At 72.2% G+C, this 21,880-nt stretch carries 13 protein-coding genes; 5 read left to right on the top strand and 8 right to left on the bottom strand.

Annotation, left to right across the window (positions count from 1 at the left end; all coding sequences use genetic code 11):
* Positions 1-17: 17 nt before the first annotated feature.
* Positions 18-2,045 (top strand): glycoside hydrolase, encoded by a 2,028-nt coding sequence (locus BG482_RS30940; RefSeq protein WP_069772486.1) that lies wholly within the window; start codon positions 18-20, stop codon positions 2,043-2,045.
* Here the strand turns inward: BG482_RS30940 and BG482_RS30935 are convergent.
* Genes BG482_RS30935 through BG482_RS30915 form a run of 5 tightly spaced genes read right to left on the bottom strand, consistent with a single transcriptional unit; the run spans position 2,026 to position 7,241 of the window.
* Positions 2,026-2,946: an STM4011 family radical SAM protein gene (locus BG482_RS30935; RefSeq protein WP_069772485.1), complete on the bottom strand. Its 921-nt coding sequence runs from the start codon at positions 2,944-2,946 to the stop codon at positions 2,026-2,028. The genes BG482_RS30940 and BG482_RS30935 overlap by 20 nt on opposite strands.
* Positions 2,947-2,956: 10 nt before the next feature.
* On the bottom strand, positions 2,957-4,333 hold the full coding sequence (locus tag BG482_RS30930; protein ID WP_069772484.1) for an STM4012 family radical SAM protein: 1,377 nt from the start codon (positions 4,331-4,333) through the stop codon (positions 2,957-2,959).
* Positions 4,330-5,172 (bottom strand): STM4013/SEN3800 family hydrolase, encoded by an 843-nt coding sequence (locus tag BG482_RS30925; protein ID WP_176741514.1) that lies wholly within the window; start codon positions 5,170-5,172, stop codon positions 4,330-4,332. Before BG482_RS30925 ends, BG482_RS30930 begins: the two co-directional genes overlap by 4 nt.
* 7 nt (positions 5,173-5,179) lie before the next feature.
* The gene (locus BG482_RS30920) at positions 5,180-6,304 is read right to left on the bottom strand and encodes an STM4014 family protein (protein ID WP_069772482.1); all 1,125 of its coding nucleotides are present in this window, start codon (positions 6,302-6,304) and stop codon (positions 5,180-5,182) included.
* Positions 6,285-7,241: an STM4015 family protein gene (locus tag BG482_RS30915; RefSeq protein ID WP_069772481.1), complete on the bottom strand. Its 957-nt coding sequence runs from the start codon at positions 7,239-7,241 to the stop codon at positions 6,285-6,287. The genes BG482_RS30920 and BG482_RS30915 overlap by 20 nt, the downstream gene beginning before the upstream one ends.
* A 174-nt stretch (positions 7,242-7,415) precedes the next feature.
* Between BG482_RS30915 and BG482_RS30910 the strand changes: the two genes are divergently transcribed.
* Both BG482_RS30910 and BG482_RS30905 read left to right on the top strand, forming a co-directional pair.
* Positions 7,416-7,742: a hypothetical protein gene (locus tag BG482_RS30910; RefSeq protein ID WP_069772480.1), complete on the top strand. Its 327-nt coding sequence runs from the start codon at positions 7,416-7,418 to the stop codon at positions 7,740-7,742.
* A gap of 22 nt (positions 7,743-7,764) precedes the next feature.
* Complete coding sequence (locus BG482_RS30905) at positions 7,765-8,811, top strand: DUF6745 domain-containing protein (RefSeq protein ID WP_069772479.1); 1,047 nt, start codon at positions 7,765-7,767, stop codon at positions 8,809-8,811.
* Between the two features lie 27 nt (positions 8,812-8,838).
* Here BG482_RS30905 and BG482_RS30900 read toward each other — a convergent pair whose 3' ends face one another.
* The 3 genes from BG482_RS30900 to BG482_RS30890 all read right to left on the bottom strand — a co-directional run bounded on the left by BG482_RS30900 (position 8,839) and on the right by BG482_RS30890 (position 14,452).
* On the bottom strand, positions 8,839-9,558 hold the full coding sequence (locus BG482_RS30900) for an FAD binding domain-containing protein (RefSeq protein ID WP_069772478.1): 720 nt from the start codon (positions 9,556-9,558) through the stop codon (positions 8,839-8,841).
* Positions 9,559-9,763: 205 nt separating this feature from the next.
* Positions 9,764-10,867, bottom strand: a complete 1,104-nt coding sequence (locus BG482_RS30895; protein ID WP_069772477.1) for a M23 family metallopeptidase — start codon at positions 10,865-10,867, stop codon at positions 9,764-9,766.
* Between the two features lie 210 nt (positions 10,868-11,077).
* Entirely contained in the window at positions 11,078-14,452 is a 3,375-nt protein-coding gene (locus tag BG482_RS30890; RefSeq protein ID WP_069772509.1) for a pyruvate carboxylase, read from the bottom strand.
* 548 nt (positions 14,453-15,000) lie between these two features.
* Between BG482_RS30890 and BG482_RS30885 the strand changes: the two genes are divergently transcribed.
* Entirely contained in the window at positions 15,001-20,178 is a 5,178-nt protein-coding gene (locus BG482_RS30885; protein WP_069772476.1) for a family 43 glycosylhydrolase, read from the top strand.
* Between the two features lie 95 nt (positions 20,179-20,273).
* Positions 20,274-21,842 (top strand): hypothetical protein, encoded by a 1,569-nt coding sequence (locus BG482_RS30880; protein ID WP_069772475.1) that lies wholly within the window; start codon positions 20,274-20,276, stop codon positions 21,840-21,842.
* Positions 21,843-21,880: the final 38 nt, after the last annotated feature.

Genomic DNA, 21,880 nt, shown 5'->3' with positions numbered 1-21,880 from the left:
CGCAGTTGGGAGCACACATGGCACGCCGTACCCGCAGCAGACGGACCCTCGGGGCCGCCGCACTCACCGCACTGGCCACCGGGGCCGCGCTCTTGAGCGTCCCCGTGCAGGCGCACGCCGAGGCCGCCGTCACGGTGACGCCGGACCCCTCGTACCAGCAGGAGAAGTTCGAAGGCTGGGGCACCAGCCTGGTCTGGTTCGCCAACGCCACCGGCGACTATCCCCCGGCGGTCCGGGAGAAGCTCGCCAAACTGCTCTTCGGTGACGACGGCCTGGCGCTGAACATCGCCCGCTACAACATCGGCGGCGGCAACGCTCCGGACGTCGAGAACTACCTGCGGGCCGGCGGCGCCGTGCAGGGCTGGTGGAAGGCGCCCGCGGGCACCACCCTCGAGGACACCGACTGGTGGAGCGCGGACGACCCCGCCGACTGGAACCCCAAGGCGGACGCCACCCAGCGCTGGTGGGTGAACCGCATCAAGAAGGACATCACCCACTGGGAGGCGTTCAGCAACTCCCCGCCGTGGTTCATGACGGAGAGCGGGTATGTGTCCGGCGGGTTCAACGCCAACACCGACCAGCTGAAGGCCGACTCCGTCGACGACTTCGCCGCCTATCTGGCGGGTGCGACGAAGCGGCTGGAGAAGGGCGAGGGCATCAAGGTCGACACGATCGACCCGTTCAACGAGCCCAACACCGGCTACTGGGGCACCCGGCTCGACGCGAACGGCCGGCCCGTCGGCGGCCGCCAGGAGGGCGCTCACATCGGCCCCGAGCTCCAGCAGAAGGTGCTCGCCGCGCTGGCGCCCGCACTGAAGAAGGCCAAGGTCAAGGCCGGGATATCGGCGATGGACGAGACCAACCCGTCCCTCTTCGCCACCAACTGGAACTCCTACTCGCAGGCCGCCAAGGACCTCGTGGACCAGATGAACGTCCACACCTACGGCACCGGGCAGCGCACCACCGTCCGCGACCTCGCCAAGGCCGCCGACAAGCCGCTGTGGATGAGCGAGGTCGAGGGCGACTGGGGCGACGGGCAGAGCTTCACCGACATGCGTCCGGGCCTCGGGCTGGCCCAGCAGATGGTGAACGACCTGCGTGAACTGGAGCCCACCGCCTGGGTGTTCTGGCAGCCGGTCGAGGACTACGACAACATGAAGCCGGGCGGCGAGTCCGCCAAGGGCGGCAACTGGGGCGAGATCCAGCTCCCGTTCAGCTGCACCAGGACGGACACTGTGCAGTCGTGTCCGATCTTCACGAACACCAAGTTCGACACCGCCCGCAACTTCACCCACTTCATCAAGCCCGGCGACAAGCTGATCAAGGTGGACGACACCTCCAGCGCCGCGGCCGTGACCAAGGACGGCAAGGGCGTCTCGCTCGTCCACGTCAACTCCACCACCGCGGCCCGCACGGTCACCATCGACCTGTCCAAGTTCCGCAGCATCAAGGGCAACGCGACCGTCACACCGACCGTGACCAGCGCCGACGGCAAGCTCCAGCAGCAGGCCCCGGTCAGGGTCGTGGACGGCAAGGCCACCTACACCGTCCCCGCCCAGTCCGTGACCTCCTTCGCCGTCAAGGGCGTCTCGGGCGTCGCGAAGAACGCCGGCCTGTTCAGCAAGGGTCACTCCTACACGCTGACCGGCGTGCAGAGCGGCAAGGCGGTCACCGTCGCCGCCAACGGAACGAGCCTGGTCATCGGGTCGGCCAACGGCAGCACCGCGCAGCAGTGGCAGCTGGACGCCCGGCACGGCGACAAGGGCGCGCGCCAGCGTTACGTCTTCGCCAACCCGGCCGAGGGCAAGCGCCTCGCCGTGCGGAACGACGTGCCGGTGGTCGAGCCCGACACCGGCAGGCGTGACCCCGCCACCGAGTGGATCATGTCGACCACCGGCGACGGCACGTGGACCCTGGTGAACGCGGCCACCGGACGGCTCCTCGAAGTCGGCGGCCAGGCGACGAACGAAGGCGCCGCCGTGACGACCTGGCAGGCCAACTCCGGCTCCAACCAGCGCTGGAGGGTCACGGACGTGACCCCGTAGCGTCCTGCCCGTTCGCTGTCTCCGCCCGTGTCGCGATCGTCGCGACACGGGCGGAGTGCTGTGCGGCCGGGACGCGCTCCAGGACGCCGCCCGCGAAGACGTCGTACAGCGGGAGCGTCTCCAGGTGCACATAGCCGATGTGGCAGTCGCAGACGGCGAGCGGGCAGGTCCGGGGGCGCAGGGCGGCGCGGTACGAGCCGTCGTAGAGGTTGCCGAGTTCGGCGCGGACGAAGTGGCAGCGGCGGACCGTGCCGTCCCCGTCGACCGAGATCACCGACTCGCCGGTGCGGCAGGGCAGGCCGGCGCTGGCGTGCGGATGGCGGCTGTACGGGAAGAGCGGGTCCAGGGCCGTCCACCCGTCGGCCTCGGCGTCGTCGTAGACGTGCCCCTCGGCGGCGTTGATCCACAGGTAGACGTGCGCGGGCAGGTCGACGCGCAGGCGGCGGGCCGCTTCGAGGTGCTCGGGGAGGCCGACGACGCCGACGCTGAAGCGGATGCCCCGGTCCGTCAGATCCCGGCACTTGGCGAGGAACCGCTCGTATGGCGTCTGGCCCGGGTGGTAGGTGCACCACAGCGCCAGCGTGGCGGGGTCGGCCTCGGCGAGCCAGTCGGTGCGGCAGCTGAGGTTGGTCTGGATCGCGACGCGGCGGATGTGCGGGAGACGGGAGAGGTCGGCCAGGGTACGCCGGTACCAGGAGCGGACCAGGCCCTCGCCCCAGGGGGTGAAGAGAAGGGAGAGCCGGTCCTCGGTCCGGGCCGCGGCCCAGCCGGCGAACCGTTCGAGCGCGGCCCGGTCGGCGCGCAGCTGCGCCGTCGAGTCGCGCCGCTTGGCGAACGGGCAGTAGGGGCAGTCGTAGTCGCAGGAGGCGAGCGGACCGCGGTAGAGGAGGGTCAGGTCCATGGCGGTCGCCTCACTTGCGTTCGTAGGCGGCCATGGCGGTCCGCACGGCCGGTGAGAACAGGTCGGGGCCGACGGCGTCGGAGTGGGCGAGCCCCTCGGGGGTGAGCCGCAGGGTCGTCGGGTCGGCGTCGGTGAGCCAGCCGCGGTCGGCGAGGCGCCCGAGTTCGGGGCCGAAGTCGTCGGCGGGCGTGCCGCCGAAGCGGGCCCGGTAGTCGTCGAGGCGCAGCCCCTCGGCCTGGAGCAGGGACTGCAGGAGGTGGCGGCGGCGCGCCTCGCGCGGGTCCATGCGGAAGCCGACCTGGGCGCGGGCGAAGTCGGCCGGGCCGCTGGATACGTAGTCGTCGATGATGCCGCGGATCTCGTGCATGCCGACCGCGTAGTCGAAGGAGTAGTGCAGTGCGGCCGTGTAGGAGCGGGCGCCGCAGCCGAGACCGATCATGCCGTCGCTCTGGCAGGCGTAGTCGTCGGCGCCCTGGGGCGGCGCGTCGGCACGGCGGAACATCCGCATGGACTGCTGGGTGTAGCCGTGCGCGAGGAGGTGGTCGCGACCGGTCCGGTACAGGGTCAGACGCTGTTCGTCCCAGGCCGGGTCGGGGCCGGTCGTGGCGCGTCGGCCGAGGCCGGTGAGGGGGCGGACGTAGAGGGGGTAGAGGTAGAGCTCCTCGGGCCGCCAGGCCAGGGCGGCGTCCAGGGAGTGCAGCCAGCTCTGTTCGCTCTGACCCTCGATGCCGTAGATGAGGTCGATGTTGAGGACCGGGATGCGCGCGTCGCGGATGCGGGCGAGGGCGGTCTCGACGTCGGCGCGGCGCTGCGGTCGTACGGCGGCTCTGGCCTCGGTCTCGACGAAGCTCTGGACGCCCAGGCTGAGCCGGGTGGCGCCGCGCTCGGCCAGGACGGCGAGGCGGTCGGCGGTGGCCGTGGCGGGTGAGGCCTCGACGGAGAGCGGGACCGCGCGCAGGTCGGCGCCCATGCGGTGCTCGGCGATGTCGCAGAGGCGCTCCAGCTCACCGGCGGTGAGGAAGGTGGGGGTGCCGCCGCCGAAGGCCGCGGTGGCGAATCGGACCCGGTCCGTCTCCCCCAGCGCCTCGCGCACGACTGTCGCCTGCCGTTCCAGCGCGTCCAGGTAGGCGCCGGTGAGGCCGTCGGGCGCGCCGATGCGGGTGAAGAGGTTGCAGAAGCCGCAGCGGACCTCGCAGAACGGTATGTGCAGGTAGAGGGAGAGCGCCTCCTTGGGCTCGGCCGCCCAGAGCCGGCGCAGGAGCGGGCGGGCGGGGAGCGGGCAGTAGGCGGTCTTGTGGGGATAGGCGTAGATGTAGTGCTGGTACGGGCTGACACCGGTGATCGGCTCGGCGGTGGTCGGCTCGGTGGTCGGCTCGGCGGTGGTCATCGGGCGGTCTCCGTCGGGCGGGGTGTGCGGTCACGGGGCGCGTGGTCGAGGAAGAAGTGGGCGTACGGGACGGTCCACACGCACTCGTGGCCGAGCCGGTGTCCGGTGTAGCCGTCGTCGCCGTAGGCGGTGCCGTGGTCGGAGCAGACGATCGCGAAGCAGCGGCGCCTGCTGCTCGCGGCGGCGAAGAGCCGCCCGATGTGCCGGTCCACGTACTCCAGCGCGGCGGCGTGGGTCGCACGGCTGTCGCCCGCCTCGCGGGTGGCGCCGGGCAGATGGAACCAGTTCGGCTGGTGCAGGGCGGACACGTTCACGAAGAGGAACAGCCGCCGCTCGTCGGGGAGTCGCCGTACGGCCTCCTCGACCCGGTCGATCTGGTGCTCGAAGGAGTGGGGCGAGGTCACACCGAACTCCGGTTCCCAGTGGGACTCGTGGAACAGACCGGGCAGGACCGAGCCCAGGGGGCCCTGCCGGTTGAAGAAGCCCACTCCCCCGACGCACACGGTGTGATAGCCGTCCCGGGCCAGACCCGAGACGATGTCGGGGGTGTCGTAGACATAGGTGCCGGGCGCCGTGGTCTCACTGCCCGCGAAGCTCGCCGCGAACAGCCGCGGGTGCGGTCCGGGGGCGGCCGGGGTAGGCAGGAAACCGGCGAAGATCGCCTGGTGGGAGGCGTAGGTGAAGCTGCCCGGGGCGTGCCTTTTCTCCCAGCGGCCGCCGGGGAGGTGGCGGGCCAGGTGGGGAATGCGGCCCGCCTCCGCGAGTTCCTCGGCCACGTCGTACCGCAGGGTGTCGAGGGTGACCAGGAGGATGTCGTGACGGCCCACGACGTCGTTCATGTCGGGCTCAGGCATGGGGTGTTCCTCTGTCGTTCCGGTCGCGCAGCACGGCGGCCACCTGGGCGCCGTAGGTGTCGAGGCCCTCGGCTCCGCTGCCGGGCAGGCCCGTGAGCCGGGGCAGCAGGTCGCCGAAGGCGTTGACCTCGCCGACCGCGGCGCCGCGCCAGCCCACCGCGGGCAGCAGGTCCACGCCGACGCACAGGGTGCGCGGGAAGCAGGCCGCGGCCCGCTCGCAGACGCCCAGCACGTCGGACCAGTCGGCGCCCGCCGCCTCCACCGCCTGCCGTGCGGCCGGCAGGTCTCCCCGCCGGCCGCCCAGATGGAGGTTGGTCAGCGGCGAGCGGCTGGTGCGGACCACCGCGTGGGTGGCACGGCCCGCCACCACCACGACTCTGAGGTCGGCGGCCCGGCCGTCCTGGGACGCCTTCGGCAGCCAGCGTTCGAGGTGCAGGCCGTCCGGGGCGAGAGCGTCCACGACGGCCGCGATGTCCTGTTCGCGTTCGTAACGCCGCACCCTGAGGGAGTTGTACAGGCTGCCGTCGGCGGCGCGTTCCACGGAGGTCGTGGCCCTGATGCGGCCGCCGCCCGATTCGACGGCCAGAACGCCCGACGCGGAGGACCCGTGCGCGGGCTTCACGAACAGCCGGGACATCCGGTGCCCGCGCATCACCCCGCGCACGTCGTCCCAGCCGCGCACCGCGATGCCCCGCGGACCCGAGGTGGGCGAGGCGGGGACCGGGACGCCCGCGGCGTCGAGGACGCCGTGACAGAGCCGCTTGTCGAACAGCACGGTCAGGTCGTCGGGGTCGTCGAGGCGGACGCCGCCGCGCAGCCCGCGCACCGCCGCCGTGAAGCGGGCGTACCAGCGGGCCGAGCCCTCGACCCTGGTGGGGTCCTGCGCGCCGCGCAGCATCCGGTCGACCTCGGGGTTCTCCCCGGGTGAGTCGATCCGGACGATCTCGTCGCCGTCGAAGTCGGCTCCCCGGGCACGGAGCACGTCGCTCCAGGCCACGACGCGCGGGGCGGGGAGACCGGCCGCGCGCACCGCGTCCGCGAAAAGGGCCACCCGGCGGTTCTCCGGGTTGCCGACCACCGCGAAACGCGGCCCCGCGTCACTCGCCGACGGCGACATACCGCCACACGGTGCCGTCGCCGTCGGCATCCTCCTCGGCATCGCCGCGGTCGAGGCCGACCTCGACTCCGGCCGGCTCCAGGGTCTGCCGGACCCGCTCCAGGAGGGGCTCACTCAGGTAATGGTGGTGCAGGTCGAGCATCTTGAGATGGGTGAGCGGCTGCCCGCCGAGCAGGGCGGCCGCGCCTTCGTCGGTCAGGACGCCCATGGAGAGGTCGAGCACCTCCAGGCGCGCCACCACCGGCGCGGACGCCACGGCCGCGGCCACGGCGTCCTGCATCTCGCTGTTACGCAGGGCCAGATGGCGCAGGTTCGGCAGCCGGCCGCCCGACAGGATCGGCTCCAGGTCCGTGGCCTCGCTGTCGCCGCCGTACTCCGGTGTGCCCAGCCACAGGTCGAGGTGCTCCAGCGCGGGCAGGTCGCTGCCGCCGATCCCGCGCACGACCTCCGCGGGCAGCCCGCCGGTCTCGATCACGAGCCTGCGCAGCGCATCGTGGCTCAGGGCGGGGAACCGCAGCCCGGACCCGCCGCGCACGCCCAGCTCCTCCAGCCGGGGAAAGGCGGCCAGGAGGGGGGTGACGTCGGTCTGGTTGATCCAGGAGATCTCGCACTCCTCCATCACCATGTCGCCGAGGAACAGCGCCCGCAGTGCGGGGAAGCGGTCCCGGGCGGCGGTGAGGGCCTCGATGACGGCGGACGGGTCCGTGTCGTAGGCCTCCTCCCAGGCGCCGACGATCAGGGCCCGCACACGGGTGGTCTCGACGGTGGCGCAGAAGCGGGCGAACGCGTCCGTCCAGTTCTCGTCCGCGTCGTAGACGTCGCCGGTGACGCGCCAGGCCACGGCGTCCGGTTCGACCGGCCGGGGCCGGTGCTTGACGCCGGGAAACGTGTACGCGGGCAGCCCGTACAGCGCGTCGAGGTGGTGGCCGATGGTCATACGGCTGCTCCCGGGGAGGAAAGGTGTGCGGTCCGTGATGTGTCCGCAGTTCTACCAACAGGCACTGACAGCACCCGTCGGCGGGGGCTCGGTTCGGGGGCGTTGTCAGTGCCGGCCCGTACGGTCGTGGTCATGGGGCCGGTGCGCGGTGCACCCGGCGGGGAGGGGAGAGCCATGTACCGGCAGGGAGACGTGCTGATCGTGCCCGTCGCCGAGGAGGCGGTGCCGCCGCATGTCGCCGCGGCGCCGAGCGAGCGGCGGGACGCGCGGGGCCGGCTGGTGCTGGCCCTGGGCGAGGTCACCGGGCATGCGCACGCGGTCGTCGGACCGGGTGATCTGGTGCGGGAGCCGGGGCCGTTCGGTCCGCTGCTGCTGCATCTGCCCCAGGGCGGCCGGGTGGTCCACGAGGAGCATGCGGCCATCGCGCTGCCCAAGGGGTGGTACCGGGTGATCCGGCAGCGGGAGTACGTGCCGGGGTCGGTGCGGATCGTGGCGGACTGAACCGAGGGTGAGCGAGGGGCGGATGACGACGACGGGCGGGGAGGAGACCGCGGTCTCCGAAGAGAAGAGCGTCCAGGCGTGGCGCGTGTGTGCGGCGTCGGTCGGCGCGGCCGACCGCGCCGCCGCCGAGGCGGGCGTGCGCCGGGCCTACCGGCAGGCGGGGCTCGACGAGCCGGAGGAGGTGATGTGGGTTGGTTCGCCGCGCGAGGCGGTCACGCTGATCCGGGCCTCGCGGGACCTGGGCGCCAGTGTGCGCGACACGGTCCGGAGCCTTCCGTGGGCGGGTGAACGGGAGCGGCTGCAAGCGGAGTTGGGCGCGGCGGGCTGGGCGGCGCACTGGGCGGCGACGGGCGGCCGGCTGTGGAACCCGACGCAGGCGCTGGTCGACCGGATCAGGGCCGGGGTGCTGGAGGAACTGGCCGGCGGGGACACGGGAAGCGAGGCCGCACAGGTCCGGCTGGTGCTGCTGGAGGCCGTACTCGGTCAGCACGACGCGCCGTGGCTCGCCGCGTTCCCGACCGACGGGGGCCCGCTCGAAGGGCTGGCCGCCGTGGGGCGCAGCGCCGGCTGGTGGTGGCCGTTCACGCGCGTGGCCGTGGTGTGCGAACGGCCCGTCGCCCTGCACCGCGACGAGGCGGGCCGGCTCGACCACGGGGACGGCCCGGCGCTGGCCTATCCCGACGGCTTCGCCCTGTACGCCTGGCGCGGGATGCCGGTGCCTGCCGGCTTCCTCGCCGAACTGCCCGGGCTCACGCCGGAACGGATCCGGGGCGAGGAGAACGCGGAGCTGCGCCGGGTCATGCTCGAGTACTACGGCTACGACCGCTATCTGTCGGACTCCGGCGCCCGCCCCGTCCACCGGGACGAGACGGGCACGCTGTGGCGTGTCGACCTGGACGACGACGAGGCCGTCGTCATGGTGGAGGTCCTCAACTCGACGCCGGAGCCGGACGGGACGCGCCGCACCTACTGGTTGCGGGTGCCCCCGTCGACCCTTACGGCACGGGCGGGGGTCGCCTGGACGTTCGGGCTGGCGGCGGAGGCCTACGCCCCCGTGGTGCAGACATGACGCCTCGGAGCGTCCCGCGGGGCCGCCTCAGACGACTGCGCGGGCCAGCACGTCGGTGACCTCGCGGCGCAGGGCGTCCTGTGCCGGGGCGGGCAGGGCGGCCGACCCTGCTGCCGCCAGGCTCCGGAGGACCTGCTCTGCGTCGGTCCGGTACGGCGTGCTCTCGCTGAACACCTCGTAGCCGACGCGGACGGCCACGCGCACCGTGCCGGGGGCGTCGCCGTCCGCGTGTACCGCCACGGCGGCGACGAGCGGTGGCGGGCCGCCCGCCTCGCCGTCCAGTTTGCGGTAGCCGCTGGCCAGGGGGGTGCGCCAGCGCAGGGCGAGCAGCACATGGCGTTTCGCGAGCAGCTCGGCCAGGTCGGTCTCGTACACGCCGTCGGCCGTCAGGACGGTGGCGCGGGCGTCGAGCACGAGCGCTGCCGGGAGCAGACAGCGCAGGGTGCTGCCGACGATGTTGCCGCCGACCGTGGCCGCCCGGCGCACCGCGCCCGTGCCCACGCCGGAGGCCGCCCGGTGGAGCGCCTCGGGCACGGTCGCGTCGACGCGATGCAGCCGCACGGCCCCGCCCAGTTCCTCGGGCCCGACCGTGTTGGCCTCGGGCAGGTCCCGCAGCGACACGGCCTGCTCGGGGAAGCCGTCCCGCTGCCAGCCGGCCCACACCAGTGTGGCGCCGCCTATCGGCACCGCTCCGTCGGCCAGACATCGCTGCGCTTCGGATACCGAGGAGGGAAGACGCAACTGCACGACAACCGACCTGCCTTCCCTGGGAGTTCGGGAGGACGTCGTCCGTGTCCGTCCCACGTGATCCATGGCAGAACGGATTCTGCCCAGTCGCGTGGGGGCGCATACAGGGCTCATGGCCGCACCGGGCGCCACCGCTCGGCGGACCCCGGCCCCCGGGTCCCCCGGCCCTGACTCCCCCGGCCCCGGCTCCCGCCTCGCCCGGTGGTCAGCCGTTCGGCGCCAGCCAGGGCTGCGGGTCGGTGTAGTAGCCGTCGTAGATCACCTCGAAGTGCAGATGCGGGCCGGTGGACAGGCCGGTGGAGCCGACCCGCCCGATCGGGGCGCTGGTCCGCACCGCCTGCCCGGCCGTGACCTGCAGCAGGGAGAGGTGGCTGTACGTCGTCTCCAGGCGTTTGCCGTCGATGAGGCCGTGGTCGACGACGACACGGTTGCCGTACGCCTTGGTCATCGCCGCGAACACCACCCGGCCGTCGCGGGCGGCGGACACCTGGGCGCCCTGCGGAGCGCCGAAGTCCGTTCCGGTGTGGAGCTTGGTGACGCCCGTGAGCGGGTGCTTGCGGGAGCCGTAGGGCGAGGTCACGGTGAGGGTGGTGGTGGGCGCCGCGAGGATCGCGTTCGCTGGGGCGGAGCCGCCGCTCGGGTCCTCCCGGTCGAAGTCCGCGTAGGTCGCGAACCGGGACTTCACCTCGCCGAGATACGTCCCGGCCGCGGCGGGGACCCTGCCCGCGTCGGCGACGGCGTCCGTGCCGACCGCGTACGCGGCGAGGGTGAGGTCCACGAGGTCGCCGTTGACCGTGCCGTCGGTCCTGAGCTCGGTGATCCTCCGGGCCAGGGAGCAGTCCTGGCGGCCGAGGGCCATGATCGCGTCGGCGGGGTCGTGCGGTGAGGAGTGCCCGTTGCCGTCGTCGTCCTTGCCCCAGGCGCGCCATCCGGCGGCGGTGAAGGCGGCGATGCCCTGGCCGCCGGAGGCGGTGGTCTCGTCGCTGAAGCCGGTGAGCTGGTCGATCTGCGCGGCGAGGAGGGAGGGGGTGACGACCGAGCATGCCTCGGCGGACCTGCGCAGCCAGGGTCCGTAGGTCGCGTTGACGCCGCCCGCGGCGTCGTCCTGCGGGTGTGCCCCCGCGTCCTCGTCGCCGGGGAGCCCACCGGTCAGTGCGAGGAAGCCGGCCACGGCGGAGAGGGTGAGCAGCGCGGGCAGGACCACGACGGTGAAGAGGCCCGGACCGCGTCGGCGGGGTTGCGGCGCGACCGGTCGCGGGGCGCTCCCGGTCTGCTGGGGAGGCGCCCCGACGGCCTGGTCGTCGCTCATGCGGTGTGGTCCTGCCGATCGGTCGAAGGCCGCTGCAGGAGAGTGCGGTTGTTCACGAGCGGACGGTAGCCGCAGACCCGCCGCACGTCACCGGACGCAAGGGCAGACCTGCTGCCCCTGTGGGCAACAGCCGTTGCGGGGCAGCCGGTTCGGGGCGACGGAGACCGGCGGTACGGCGCCGCCGGCGAGTCAGCGCCGGCGGCGTTCGGCTCAGTCCACGACGACGAGCAGGTCGCCGCCCTCCACCTGCTGGATGCGGTTGATGGCGAGCCTCGCGACCCGGCCGGCCTTCGGTGCGGTGATCGTGGCCTCCATCTTCATCGCCTCGATGGTGGCGATCGTCGCACCGACCTCCACCTCGTCGCCCTCGGCGACCGCCAGCGTGACCACACCGGCGAACGGCGCGGCGACATGGCCGGCGTTGCCCCGGTCGGCCTTCTCGGTGACCGGGACGTCGGAGGCGGCCGCCTTGTCGCGGACCTGGATGGGCCGCAGCTGACCGTTGAGGGAGGACATCACGGTGCGCATGCCCCGTTCGTCGGCCTCGCCGACGGCCTGCAGCTCGATCAGGAGCCGCACGCCCGGCTCCAGGTCGACGGCGTACTCCGTGCCCGGGCGCAGACCGTAGAAGAAGTCCTTGCTGTCGAGCACGCTGGTGTCGCCGTAGGCCTGGCGGTGGTTCTCGAAGTCGCGCGTCGGGCCGGGGAAGAGCAGCCGGTTGAGGGTGGTGCGGCGGGTCTTCTCCAGGCCCTCGCGGTCCTCGGTGCTCAGCTCCTGGACGGGCTTGGCGTCCGCGCGGCCCTGAAGCGCCTTGCTGCGGAACGGCTCGGGCCAGCCGCCGGGCGGGGTGCCGAGCTCGCCGCGCAGGAAGCCGATGACGGAGTCGGGGATGTCGTAGCGGTCGGGCGACGCCTCGAAGTCCCGCGGATCGACTCCGGCGCCGACCAGATGCAGGGCGAGATCGCCGACCACCTTGGAGGACGGGGTGACCTTGACCAGGTGACCGAGGATGCGGTCGGCGGCCGCGTACATCGCCTCGATGTCCTCGAACCGGTCGCCGAGGCCGAGCGCGACGGCCTGGGTGCGCAGGTTGGAGAGCTGTCCGCCGGGGATCTCGTGGTGGTAGACGCGCCCGGTCGGCGAGGCCAGGCCCGCCTCGAAGGGGGCGTAGATCCGGCGGACGCCCTCCCAATACGGTTCCAGGTCGCCCACGGCCTGGAGGTCGAGGCCGGTGGGCCGCTCGGAGTGGTCGGTCGCGGCGACGATGGCCGACAGCGAGGGCTGCGAGGTCGTCCCCGCCATGGAGGCCACGGCGCCGTCGACGGCGTCCGCGCCCGCCTGGATCGCGGCGAGGTAGGTGGCGAGCTGGCCGCCCGCGGTGTCGTGGGTGTGCAGGTGCACCGGCAGGTCGAACTCGCGGCGCAGGGCCGAGACGAGCTTCGCCGCGGCCGGTGCGCGCAGCAGGCCCGCCATGTCCTTGACGGCCAGGACGTGTGCGCCGGCCTCGACGATCTGCTCGGCGAGCCGCAGGTAGTAGTCGAGGGTGTACAGGCGCTCGTTCGGGTCGGACAGGTCGGAGGTGTAGCACAGGGCGACCTCGGCGATCGCCGTGCCCGTCTCCCGTACGGCGTCGATGGCGGGCCGCATCTGGCCGACGTCGTTGAGCGCGTCGAAGATGCGGAAGACGTCGATGCCGGTGGCGGCGGCCTCCTGCACGAACGCGTCGGTCACCTCGGTCGGGTACGGGGTGTAGCCGACGGTGTTGCGGCCGCGCAGCAGCATCTGCAGGCAGATGTTGGGGACGGCCTCGCGCAGGGCGGCCAGCCGCTCCCACGGGTCCTCGGCGAGGAAGCGCAGCGCGACGTCGTAGGTGGCGCCGCCCCAGCACTCCAGGGACAGCAGTTGGGGCAGCGTGCGGGCGACCAGCGGGGCCGAGGCGAGCAGGTCCTTGGTGCGCACACGGGTGGCGAGGAGGGACTGGTGGGCGTCGCGGAAGGTGGTGTCGGTGACGCCGATGGTCGGCGACTCGCGCAGCCAGCGGGCGAAGCCCTCGGGGCCGAGGTGGACCAGTCGCTGCCGGGAGCCGGCGGGCGGCTCGCCCCCGGGCGTCTCGGGCAGCTTGGCGGTGGGGTCGACCAGCTCGGGACGCTCGCCGTGCGGCTTGTTCACCGTGACGTCGGCGAGGTAGGTGAGCAGCTTGGTGCCGCGGTCGGCCGACGTGCGGGCGGTCAGCAGATGGGGACGCTGCTCGATGAACGACGTGGTGACGCGCCCGGCCTGGAAGTCGGCGTCGTCGAGGACGGCCTGCAGGAAGGGGATGTTGGTGGCCACGCCCCGGATGCGGAACTCGGCGACGGCGCGCCGGGCCCGTCCGATCGCGGTGGGGAAGTCGCGGCCCCGGCAGGTGAGTTTGACCAGCATCGAGTCGAAGTGGGCGCTGATCTCCGTGCCCGCGTGGGTGGTGCCGCCGTCGAGGCGGATGCCGGAGCCGCCCGGGGACCGGTAGGCGCTGATACGGCCGGTGTCGGGACGGAACCCGTTGGCGGGGTCCTCGGTGGTGATACGGCACTGCAGGGCCGCGCCGTGCAGGGTGACGGTCTCCTGCGACAGGCCGAGGTCGGCGAGGGTCTCGCCGGCGGCGATGCGCAGCTGGGCCTGGACCAGGTCGACGTCGGTGACCTCCTCGGTCACCGTGTGCTCGACCTGGATGCGGGGGTTCATCTCGATGAAGACGTGGTTGCCGGCGGGGTCGAGGAGGAACTCGACGGTGCCGGCGTTGCGGTAGCCGATCTGGCGGGCGAAGCGGACCGCGTCGGCGCAGATCCGGTCGCGCAGCTCCGGGGCGAGATTCGGCGCGGGCGCCATCTCGATGACCTTCTGGTGGCGGCGCTGGAGGGAGCAGTCGCGCTCGAAGAGGTGGATGACGTTGCCCTCGCCGTCGGCGAGGATCTGCACCTCGATGTGGCGGGGGTCGACGACGGCCTTCTCCAGGAAGACGGTTGGGTCGCCGAACGCGGAGGCCGCCTCGCGGGAGGCCGCCTCGATGGACTCGCGCAGCACGGCCGGGTCCTCGACCCGGCGCATGCCGCGTCCGCCGCCGCCCGCGACCGCCTTCACGAACACGGGGAAGCCGATCTCCTCGGCGGCCCGGACGAGTTCGTCGACGTCGTTGGAGGGCGCGGACGAGCCGAGGACGGGGACGCCGGCCGAGCGGGCCGCGGCCACGGCGCTGGCCTTGTTGCCCGTCAGTTCGAGGGTGCGGGCGTCGGGGCCCACGAAGGTGATGCCCGCCTCCTCGCAGGCGCGGGCGAGTTCGGGGTTCTCGGAGAGGAACCCGTAACCCGGGTAGACGGCGTCGGCGCCCGCCCGTCGGGCGGCGCCGACGATCTCCTCGACGGAGAGATAGGCGCGGACCGGGTGCCCCTGCTCTCCGATCTCGTACGCCTCGTCGGCTTTGAGCCGGTGCAGCGAATTGCGGTCCTCGTGCGGGAAGACGGCGACCGTGCGCGCGCCCAGCTCATAGCCGGCGCGAAACGCACGGATCGCGATCTCACCACGGTTGGCGACCAGCACCTTGCGGAACATCGTGGACCCCTTCAGCCTGCCGGTGACGGACCCATCGTGGCGGTGAGTGACCATGTTGGCCATGTGAGTCGGGCCACTCACCGCAAGTCTCGCTCGATCGGACCGCCTCGGGTCGCGACCGACGGCCGCTCAGGTCGCCCTGAGGACGGCCGTGGTATCCTCCGCGGCCGGCTGGTGGACCTCGTCGGTCCGGCTGCTCACCAGCGCTTGACGGTGACCGGGTTGGACCCCTGCGCACGCCGTCCGGCAGCTTCAGGAGGCCGCCTTCCGAGTCCGCCCCGTCCGTAATCTCCCGGTAGGCGTCGCTGTCCGTGAGCCCGTGACCCGCGAGGAACGAGGGGGTCCCAACCCACCCGCGCCGCACCGGCGTTCCCCGGGGCGGTCGTCCGCGCGGGCGGGGGCGGTCGGGCCGTCCGCCGCTCCTGAGACCGTTCGCCGTTCTCAATCGTTCGGCCTGTCGGACATCGTTCGAGAAGTCTTGACGCGGCCATGCACACCGTTTGACACTCCTGCAACATCACGTCACACGGTTGAAACGGCGGTCCCCCATGGCGCACAGACATCGACTCCGCGGCCGCACACGACAGGGGGCAGGCCGACTGGCCGCACTGACCGCCGTGTCCCTGCTCGTGGGCCTGGCCGGGACGGCGATTCCCGCCCGGGCCACGGAGGCCGCCGACGTCACCGACGGTCTGGCCCTCTGGTACAAGTTCGACGGGGCCTCCGGCACGACCGTCCCCGACGCCTCGGGCCACGGTCTGGACGGCACGGTCAACGGCGCCGCCGACTGGTCCTCGTCCGGCCAGGGCCTCTCCTTCAACGGCTCGGACACCTACGTCAAGGTCCCGAACGACGTGATGAAGGGCATGACGTCGATCAGCGTCGCGATGGACGTGAAGATGGACGCCGCCCAGGCCACGCCCTACTTCCTCTACGGCTTCGGCAACACCAGCGCAGGCAACGGCAACGGTTACCTGTTCACCACGGGCAACTCCCTGCGCACCTCGATCGCGACCGGCAACTGGTCGACCGAGCAGAACACCAAGCCCGCCGACTCCCACAACCTCACCCGCGCCGTGTGGAAGCATCTGACGTACACCCAGTCCGGCACCACGGGCGTGCTGTACGAGGACGGCGTGGAGGTCGCCCGCAACACCTCGGTGACCATCACCCCCGGCGCGATCGGCTCGGGCACGACCACGGCCAACGCCATCGGCAAGTCCGTCTACTCGGGCGACCGGCTCTTCAAGGGCAGCATGCGCGACTTCCGCGTGTACGACCGCGCGCTGAACGCCGGCGAGGTCGAGCAGCTCTCCCTGCCCGTGGCCACGCAGGGCGTCGCCGACGACAAGGCCGCACTGGACCTCGGCGACACGAGCGCCGTCACCGCCGACCTGACCCTGCCGAAGACCGGCCCGGCCGGCGGCTCCGCCATCACCTGGTCCAGCGACGACACCGGCGTGGTGTCCGATGCGGGCAAGGTGACCCGACCGGCCGCGGGCGAACCCGAGGGGCACGCGACGCTCACCGCGACCCTCAAGAAGGGCTCCGTCTCCGCCACCCGGTCCTTCGACGTCACGGTCCTGCCGGCCCTCGACGACAAGGCCGCCACCGCGCAGGCCGCCGAGGCCCTCACCGTCCACAACCTGGACGACGCCCGCGGCAACCTCACCCTCCCCGCGACGGGCGCGTACGGCACCACCGTGACCTGGTCCTCGGCGAAGGAGGACGTCGTCTCCTCCGACGGCGTGGTCCACCGTCCCGCGCACGGCGCAGGCGCCACCACGGCCGACCTGACCGCGACCGTCGCCAAGGGCGACGCGAGGACGACCCGCACGTTCACCGCGAAGGTCCCCGAACTCCCCGTGAAGGAAGCCCTCAAGGGCTACATGTTCAGCTACTTCACCGGCGAGGGCACCGCGGACGGCGAGCAGCTCTACGCGGCCCTCAGCAAGGGCGACGACCCGCTGAAGTGGCGCGAGCTCAACGACGGCAAGCCCGTCCTGACCTCCACGCTCGGCGAGAAGGGCCTGCGCGACCCGTTCATCATCCGCTCCCCCGAGGGCGACAAGTTCTACCAGATCGCCACCGACCTCAGGATCTACGGCAACGGCGACTGGGACCGCTCGCAGCGCAGCGGCAGCAAGTCCATCATGGTCTGGGAGTCCACCGACCTCGTGCACTGGACGAACCAGCGCCTGGTGAAGATCTCCCCCGACAGCGCCGGCAACACGTGGGCCCCGGAGGCCTACTACGACTCCAAGCTCGGCCAGTACGTGGTGTTCTGGGCGTCGAAGCTGTACGACAACGCCTCGCACTCCGGAGATACCTACAACCGGATGATGTACGCCACCACCCGCGACTTCTACACCTTCAGCGAGCCCAAGGTCTGGATCGACCGCGGCTACTCCGTCATCGACTCCACGGTGATCCAGCACGACGGCACGTACTTCCGGCTGTCGAAGGACGAGCGCAACAACACCTCCTCCACCCCCAACAGCAAGTTCATCTTCGAGGAGAAGAGCGACTCGCTGCTGAACCTCTCCTGGGACCCGGTCGCCGAGGGCATCGGCAAGGGAGCGATGAACGCGGCCGAGGGGCCGCTGGTCTTCAAGTCCAACACCGAGGACAAGTGGTACGCCTTCCTCGACGAGTTCGGCGGCCGCGGCTACATCCCGTTCGAGACGAAGGACCTCGCCTCGGGCGCCTGGACCCCGTCCACCGGCTACGACCTGCCCTCGAAGCCGCGCCACGGCACCGTCCTGCCGGTCACGCAGGCCGAGTACGACCGGCTGCTGCGCGCCTACCAGCCGGACCAGATCGTCACGGGCGCCGAGGACGTGTCGGTGAAGACACGCATCGGTGAGGCCCCGGTGCTGCCGGCCACCGTGATCGCCGAGTACGCCGACGGCGCCAAGCGGCCCGTCACCGTCACCTGGGCGGACGTGGCGCCATCGCAGTACGCGCAGGCCGGGTCCTTCACGGTGAAGGGCAAGCTGCCGGGGGACGCGGCGATCGAGGTCCACGCCGAGATCACGGTCTCCGCCGAGGGCCCGGACGTCCCCGCCGATCTGCTCCTGCACTACGGCTTCGACGAGAACGGCGGCAACATCGTCCGTGACTCCAGCGGCCACGGATACCACGGCACCTACGTCCGTACGCCGGCCTTCGGGACCGGCGTCGAGGGCGGCTCGTTCAAGATGTCCGGCGGCTCCAGCACCTCCGACTCGCCGTATGTGAAGATCCCCAACGGGGTGCTCAAGGACGTGGACGGCGTCACCGTCTCCACGTACGTCAAGTGGAAGGGAGGCGACAACTTCCAGTGGCTGTTCGGGCTGGGACCCGACAGCGACAGGTACCTGTTCGCCACTCCCTCCAACGGCGGCGGCAAGCTGTTCTCCGCGATCACCAAGGCCACCTGGTCCGGCGAGAAGCAGATGATCGGCGGCTCGCAGCTCACCCCGGGCGAGTGGAAGCACCTCACCGTCACGCTGGACGGCGCGACCCAGACGGCGATCCTCTACGTGGACGGCGCCGAGGTCGCCCGCGTGAACGGCGTCACCGTCAAGCCGTCCGAGCTGTACGACTCGGCCAAGGACGCCTCGGGCTACATCGGAAAGTCCCTGTACTCCCCGGACCCGTACTTCGCCGGCGAGGTCGACGACTTCCGGATCTACAACCGGGCCCTTACGCCCGCCGAGGTCCTGGAGCTCGCCGGCAACACCACCGGCATCGCCTCGGCGACCCACCCGGCGCTCAAGGTGGACGCGCTGATCAACGACAAGAACAGCACGATCGTGCTGCCGCTGACCGAGGGCAGCGACGTCACCGCCCTGGCGCCGCAGTTCACCCTGGCCCATGGCGCCGGCATCAGCCCGGCCTCCGGCACCCTGCGCGACTTCAGCAAGCCGCAGACCTATGAAGTGACCGGCTCCGACGGCAAGAAGCGCACCTGGACCGTGTCGGCGCTGATCATGAAGAGCCCGGTCCTGCCGGGGCTCAACGCCGACCCGAACATCGTCCGCTTCGGCGACACCTTCTACATCTACCCGACCACCGACGGCTTCGACGGCTGGAGCGGCACGCAGTTCAAGGCCTACTCCTCGACCGACCTGGTGCACTGGACCGACCACGGCGTCATCCTCGACCTGGGGCCGGACGTCAGCTGGGCCGACAGCAGGGCCTGGGCGCCGACGATCGCCGAGAAGAACGGCAAGTACTACTTCTACTTCTGCGCGGACGCCAACATCGGCGTCGCCGTCTCCGACTCGCCCACCGGCCCCTTCAAGGACGCCCTCGGCAAGCCCCTGCTGAAGGCGGGCCAGTTCCCCGGCCAGATGATCGACCCGGCGGCCTTCACCGACGACGACGGCCGGTCCTACCTGTACTTCGGCAACGGACACGGGTACGTCGTGCCGCTGAACGCCGACATGACCTCGATCGACACCGCGAAGGTCGAGGACATCACCCCGAGCGGATTCAACGAGGGCGCGTTCGTCGTCAAGCGCAAGGGCGTCTACTACTTCATGTGGTCGGAGAACGACACCCGGGACGAGAACTACCGGGTCGCCTACGCCACCGGCCCCTCCCCCACGGGTCCGTGGACCGAGCGGGGCGTGATCCTGGAGAAGGATCTCTCCCTCGGCATCAAGGGCACCGGACACCACTCGGTCGTCCAGGTGCCTGGCACGGACGACTGGTACATCGCCTACCACCGCTTCGCGATCCCCGGCGGTGACGGCACCCACCGTGAAACCACCATCGACAAGCTGGAGTTCGACGCCGACGGCCTGATCAAGAAGGTCGTGCCCACCCTCACCGGCGTCGACCCGGTCACCGTCGTGCACGCCGGGCCGGACGCCCGGGGTGTGGAGGGCTCCGCGATCGCCCTGAACGGCACGCTCTCGGGGGCGGGCGGCGCGAAGTGGACCGTGCAGAAGGACGCGCCCTGCACGGTCGCGGCCCCCACCGCGGCCCGCACCTCGGTCACCTGCACCGACGACGGCGTCTTCACCCTCACCCTGACCGGCGGCCGCAGCACCGACACGGCCGTCGTCACGGTGGCCAACGCGGCGCCCTCGATCCCCTCCGCCGCCGGCCCGGCCTCCCCGGTGTCGGTCGGCAGGCCGGCGGTCGTCACCGCCCGGATCACCGACCCGGGCGCCGGTGACACCCACACCTGCACCGTCGACTGGAAGGACGGCGGCAGGCCGGCCACCGGCAAGGTCACCACGACCGGCTGCCGCGCCGAGCACGTCTACACCGCGGCGGGCATCTTCCGCCCGGTGATCACCGTCAAGGACGACGACGGCGCGACGGGCACCACGACACTGCCCGAGGTGATCGTGTACAACCGGGCGGCCGGGCCGGTGGTGGGCGCGGGCCTCTCCGCGTCCCGGGGCAAGCCGTTCTTCTCCGTCTCGGCCGGCTATCTGCCGGGGGCCACCGCCCCGGCCGGCGCGGTCGCCTTCACCCTGAAGCCGCAGTCCCTGAAGTTCCGGTCCGGCCACCTCGACTGGCTGGTGGTGTCCGGCAACCGGGCCGTCCTCCAGGGCTCCGGCACCGTCAACGGCAAGAGCGGCTACAGCTTCCGCGTCACCGCCACGGACGGCCCGGACACCTTCCACATCACGATCTGGAAGACGTCCGGCGGGACTGTCGTCCACGACACCGGCGTCATCACCAGGATCGCCGGCGTGATCATGGTCGGACCGCGCCACCACTAGGGAACGAGCCTGGCGCGTGCTCGCGCCGGGCGGTTAGGGTCATGGGCCCCCTGCCACCGCAGGGGGCCCATGCCTTTGCCCGGGGGGTCCCGCACATGCCCACGCCCGAAGGGATCTGGGCCGACGCCGATCTGCCGACCCGGCGCCTCGCCGGGCTCGCGCTCAATCCGTCCACCCCGGTCGACGCACTGCACCGGCTGCTGGCCGACGCTCCGCCCGCGGTACGGATGGTGCTGTGCCGGGACCGGGTCCTGCCCGACACCGTCGTGGACGCGGTGATCGCGCATCCCGACGCCCGCACGCGCAGCTTCTTCGCCCGCAACCTCCATGTGGATCCGCGCCAACGGGCACGGCTGCTGAAGGACCCGGACTGGCTCGTCCGCGCCCATCTGGCCGAAGGGCCCCGGCCGACCGGTCCCGCGGGCCTCGAACCGCTGCCCGACGACGCCGTCGTCCACATGATCACCGCCTTCGAGGACGAGCACCTGGGCGGTTCCTTCCACGGGCAGATATCCGCCGGGCTGCGGCGGGCCATGCCGACGCACCCGGTGGCGAAGGTCCGGCTCTGGGGAACCGGTTCGTGGCGGGGGCTGCCCGCCGAGACGCGGGCCGCCCTGCTGGCCGACCCCGACGACGAGGTACGGCGGAGGGCCCGGCGCTTCGCGCGGGAGGACGATCCGGCATGGGTGGAGAGCGTCCTGCCTCCGCGGTCCTGTCACGGCCGCACCGACGCGCTGCTCCATCTGGCGCTCAGCAGGACCGTCGTGGAGAGCGTCCTCAGCACACCGGCCGGCCCCGACGAACGGGCGATGATCGCGTCCAACGCCGCTCTGCCGCCCGACTTCGTGGTCCTTCTGGCCGCCGACCCGGATCCGGAGGTCCGGCGGGAGATCGCGCGCCGCGGGGACCTCGGGACCGCCGAACGCCGAGCCCTCGTCGGCGACCGTGATCCCTCGGTGCGCCGCACGGTGGCCCGGCACCCGGACCTCGGCCCCGAGGAGCGCGCCGCCCTCGCCGCGGACGCCGATCCGCAGGTGCGCCTGGCGGTCTCCGTCCACCCGGCGTGGAGCGAGCGGGAACGGTCCGCCATCGACTACGAGGTGCGGGTGGACGGCGACTTCGTCCACCACCGCCCTTCACCGACGCCGCGTCACCCGTCGGCCGTCCGCCGCGACGCGCTCTCCGCTCACCCGATGCTGCGTCGCGAGGCCGCACGCGAACACGCGCTGCCCCCGGACCTGGTGGCCCGGCTGGCCGCAGACGACGACCTGGGCGTACGCGTTCTCCTCGCCCAGAATCACCCGGACGCCCCCGCCGACCTGCTGCTGCGCAGCTACCTCGAGTACACCGGCCGCGAACGCGAGCATCTCCTGACACGGCCCGGCTTTCCGGGCGAGGGTCTCGCCGTCCACGCCGACGACGAGGATCCGGCCGTCCGCCCGCTCGCCGCTCGCGATCCCCGGACCGCGCCGCAGACCGTGGAACGGCTCACCCGGGACCCCGACCCCGGCGTGCGGGCCGCCTTCGCGCGCCATCCCCGCCTCCCGCGGCCGCGGCTGACACAACTGCTCGACGACGAGGAGCTCGTCCACCACGCCGCCGCCAACCCGGCGCTCGAAGAGTCCACGATCCGCCGTCTGGTGACCGCCCTGCCTCCCGGGTGACGGCGGCGAGCGCGTCGCGGCCGCGGGCGGCGTCGTCC

The organism is Streptomyces sp. LUP30, from assembly GCF_001746365.1.
Taxonomy (GTDB): domain Bacteria; phylum Actinomycetota; class Actinomycetes; order Streptomycetales; family Streptomycetaceae; genus Streptomyces.
The sequence above is the reverse complement of the archived record's forward strand: the minus strand, read 5'-3'. Positions and strand labels throughout refer to the sequence as shown.

What these genes read in the sequence shown, in the direction of transcription:
- BG482_RS30940 (WP_069772486.1), top strand. Translation starts at nt 18, where the DNA reads ATGGCACGCCGTACCCGCAGCAGACGGACCCTCGGGGCCGCCGCACTC.
- BG482_RS30935 (WP_069772485.1), bottom strand. Translation starts at nt 2,946, where the DNA reads ATGGACCTGACCCTCCTCTACCGCGGTCCGCTCGCCTCCTGCGACTAC.
- BG482_RS30930 (WP_069772484.1), bottom strand. Translation starts at nt 4,333, where the DNA reads ATGACCACCGCCGAGCCGACCACCGAGCCGACCACCGCCGAGCCGATC.
- BG482_RS30925 (WP_176741514.1), bottom strand. Translation starts at nt 5,172, where the DNA reads ATGAACGACGTCGTGGGCCGTCACGACATCCTCCTGGTCACCCTCGAC.
- BG482_RS30920 (WP_069772482.1), bottom strand. Translation starts at nt 6,304, where the DNA reads ATGTCGCCGTCGGCGAGTGACGCGGGGCCGCGTTTCGCGGTGGTCGGC.
- BG482_RS30915 (WP_069772481.1), bottom strand. Translation starts at nt 7,241, where the DNA reads ATGACCATCGGCCACCACCTCGACGCGCTGTACGGGCTGCCCGCGTAC.
- BG482_RS30910 (WP_069772480.1), top strand. Translation starts at nt 7,416, where the DNA reads ATGTACCGGCAGGGAGACGTGCTGATCGTGCCCGTCGCCGAGGAGGCG.
- BG482_RS30905 (WP_069772479.1), top strand. Translation starts at nt 7,765, where the DNA reads ATGACGACGACGGGCGGGGAGGAGACCGCGGTCTCCGAAGAGAAGAGC.
- BG482_RS30895 (WP_069772477.1), bottom strand. Translation starts at nt 10,867, where the DNA reads ATGAGCGACGACCAGGCCGTCGGGGCGCCTCCCCAGCAGACCGGGAGC.
- BG482_RS30890 (WP_069772509.1), bottom strand. Translation starts at nt 14,452, where the DNA reads ATGTTCCGCAAGGTGCTGGTCGCCAACCGTGGTGAGATCGCGATCCGT.
- BG482_RS30885 (WP_069772476.1), top strand. Translation starts at nt 15,001, where the DNA reads ATGGCGCACAGACATCGACTCCGCGGCCGCACACGACAGGGGGCAGGC.
- BG482_RS30880 (WP_069772475.1), top strand. Translation starts at nt 20,274, where the DNA reads ATGCCCACGCCCGAAGGGATCTGGGCCGACGCCGATCTGCCGACCCGG.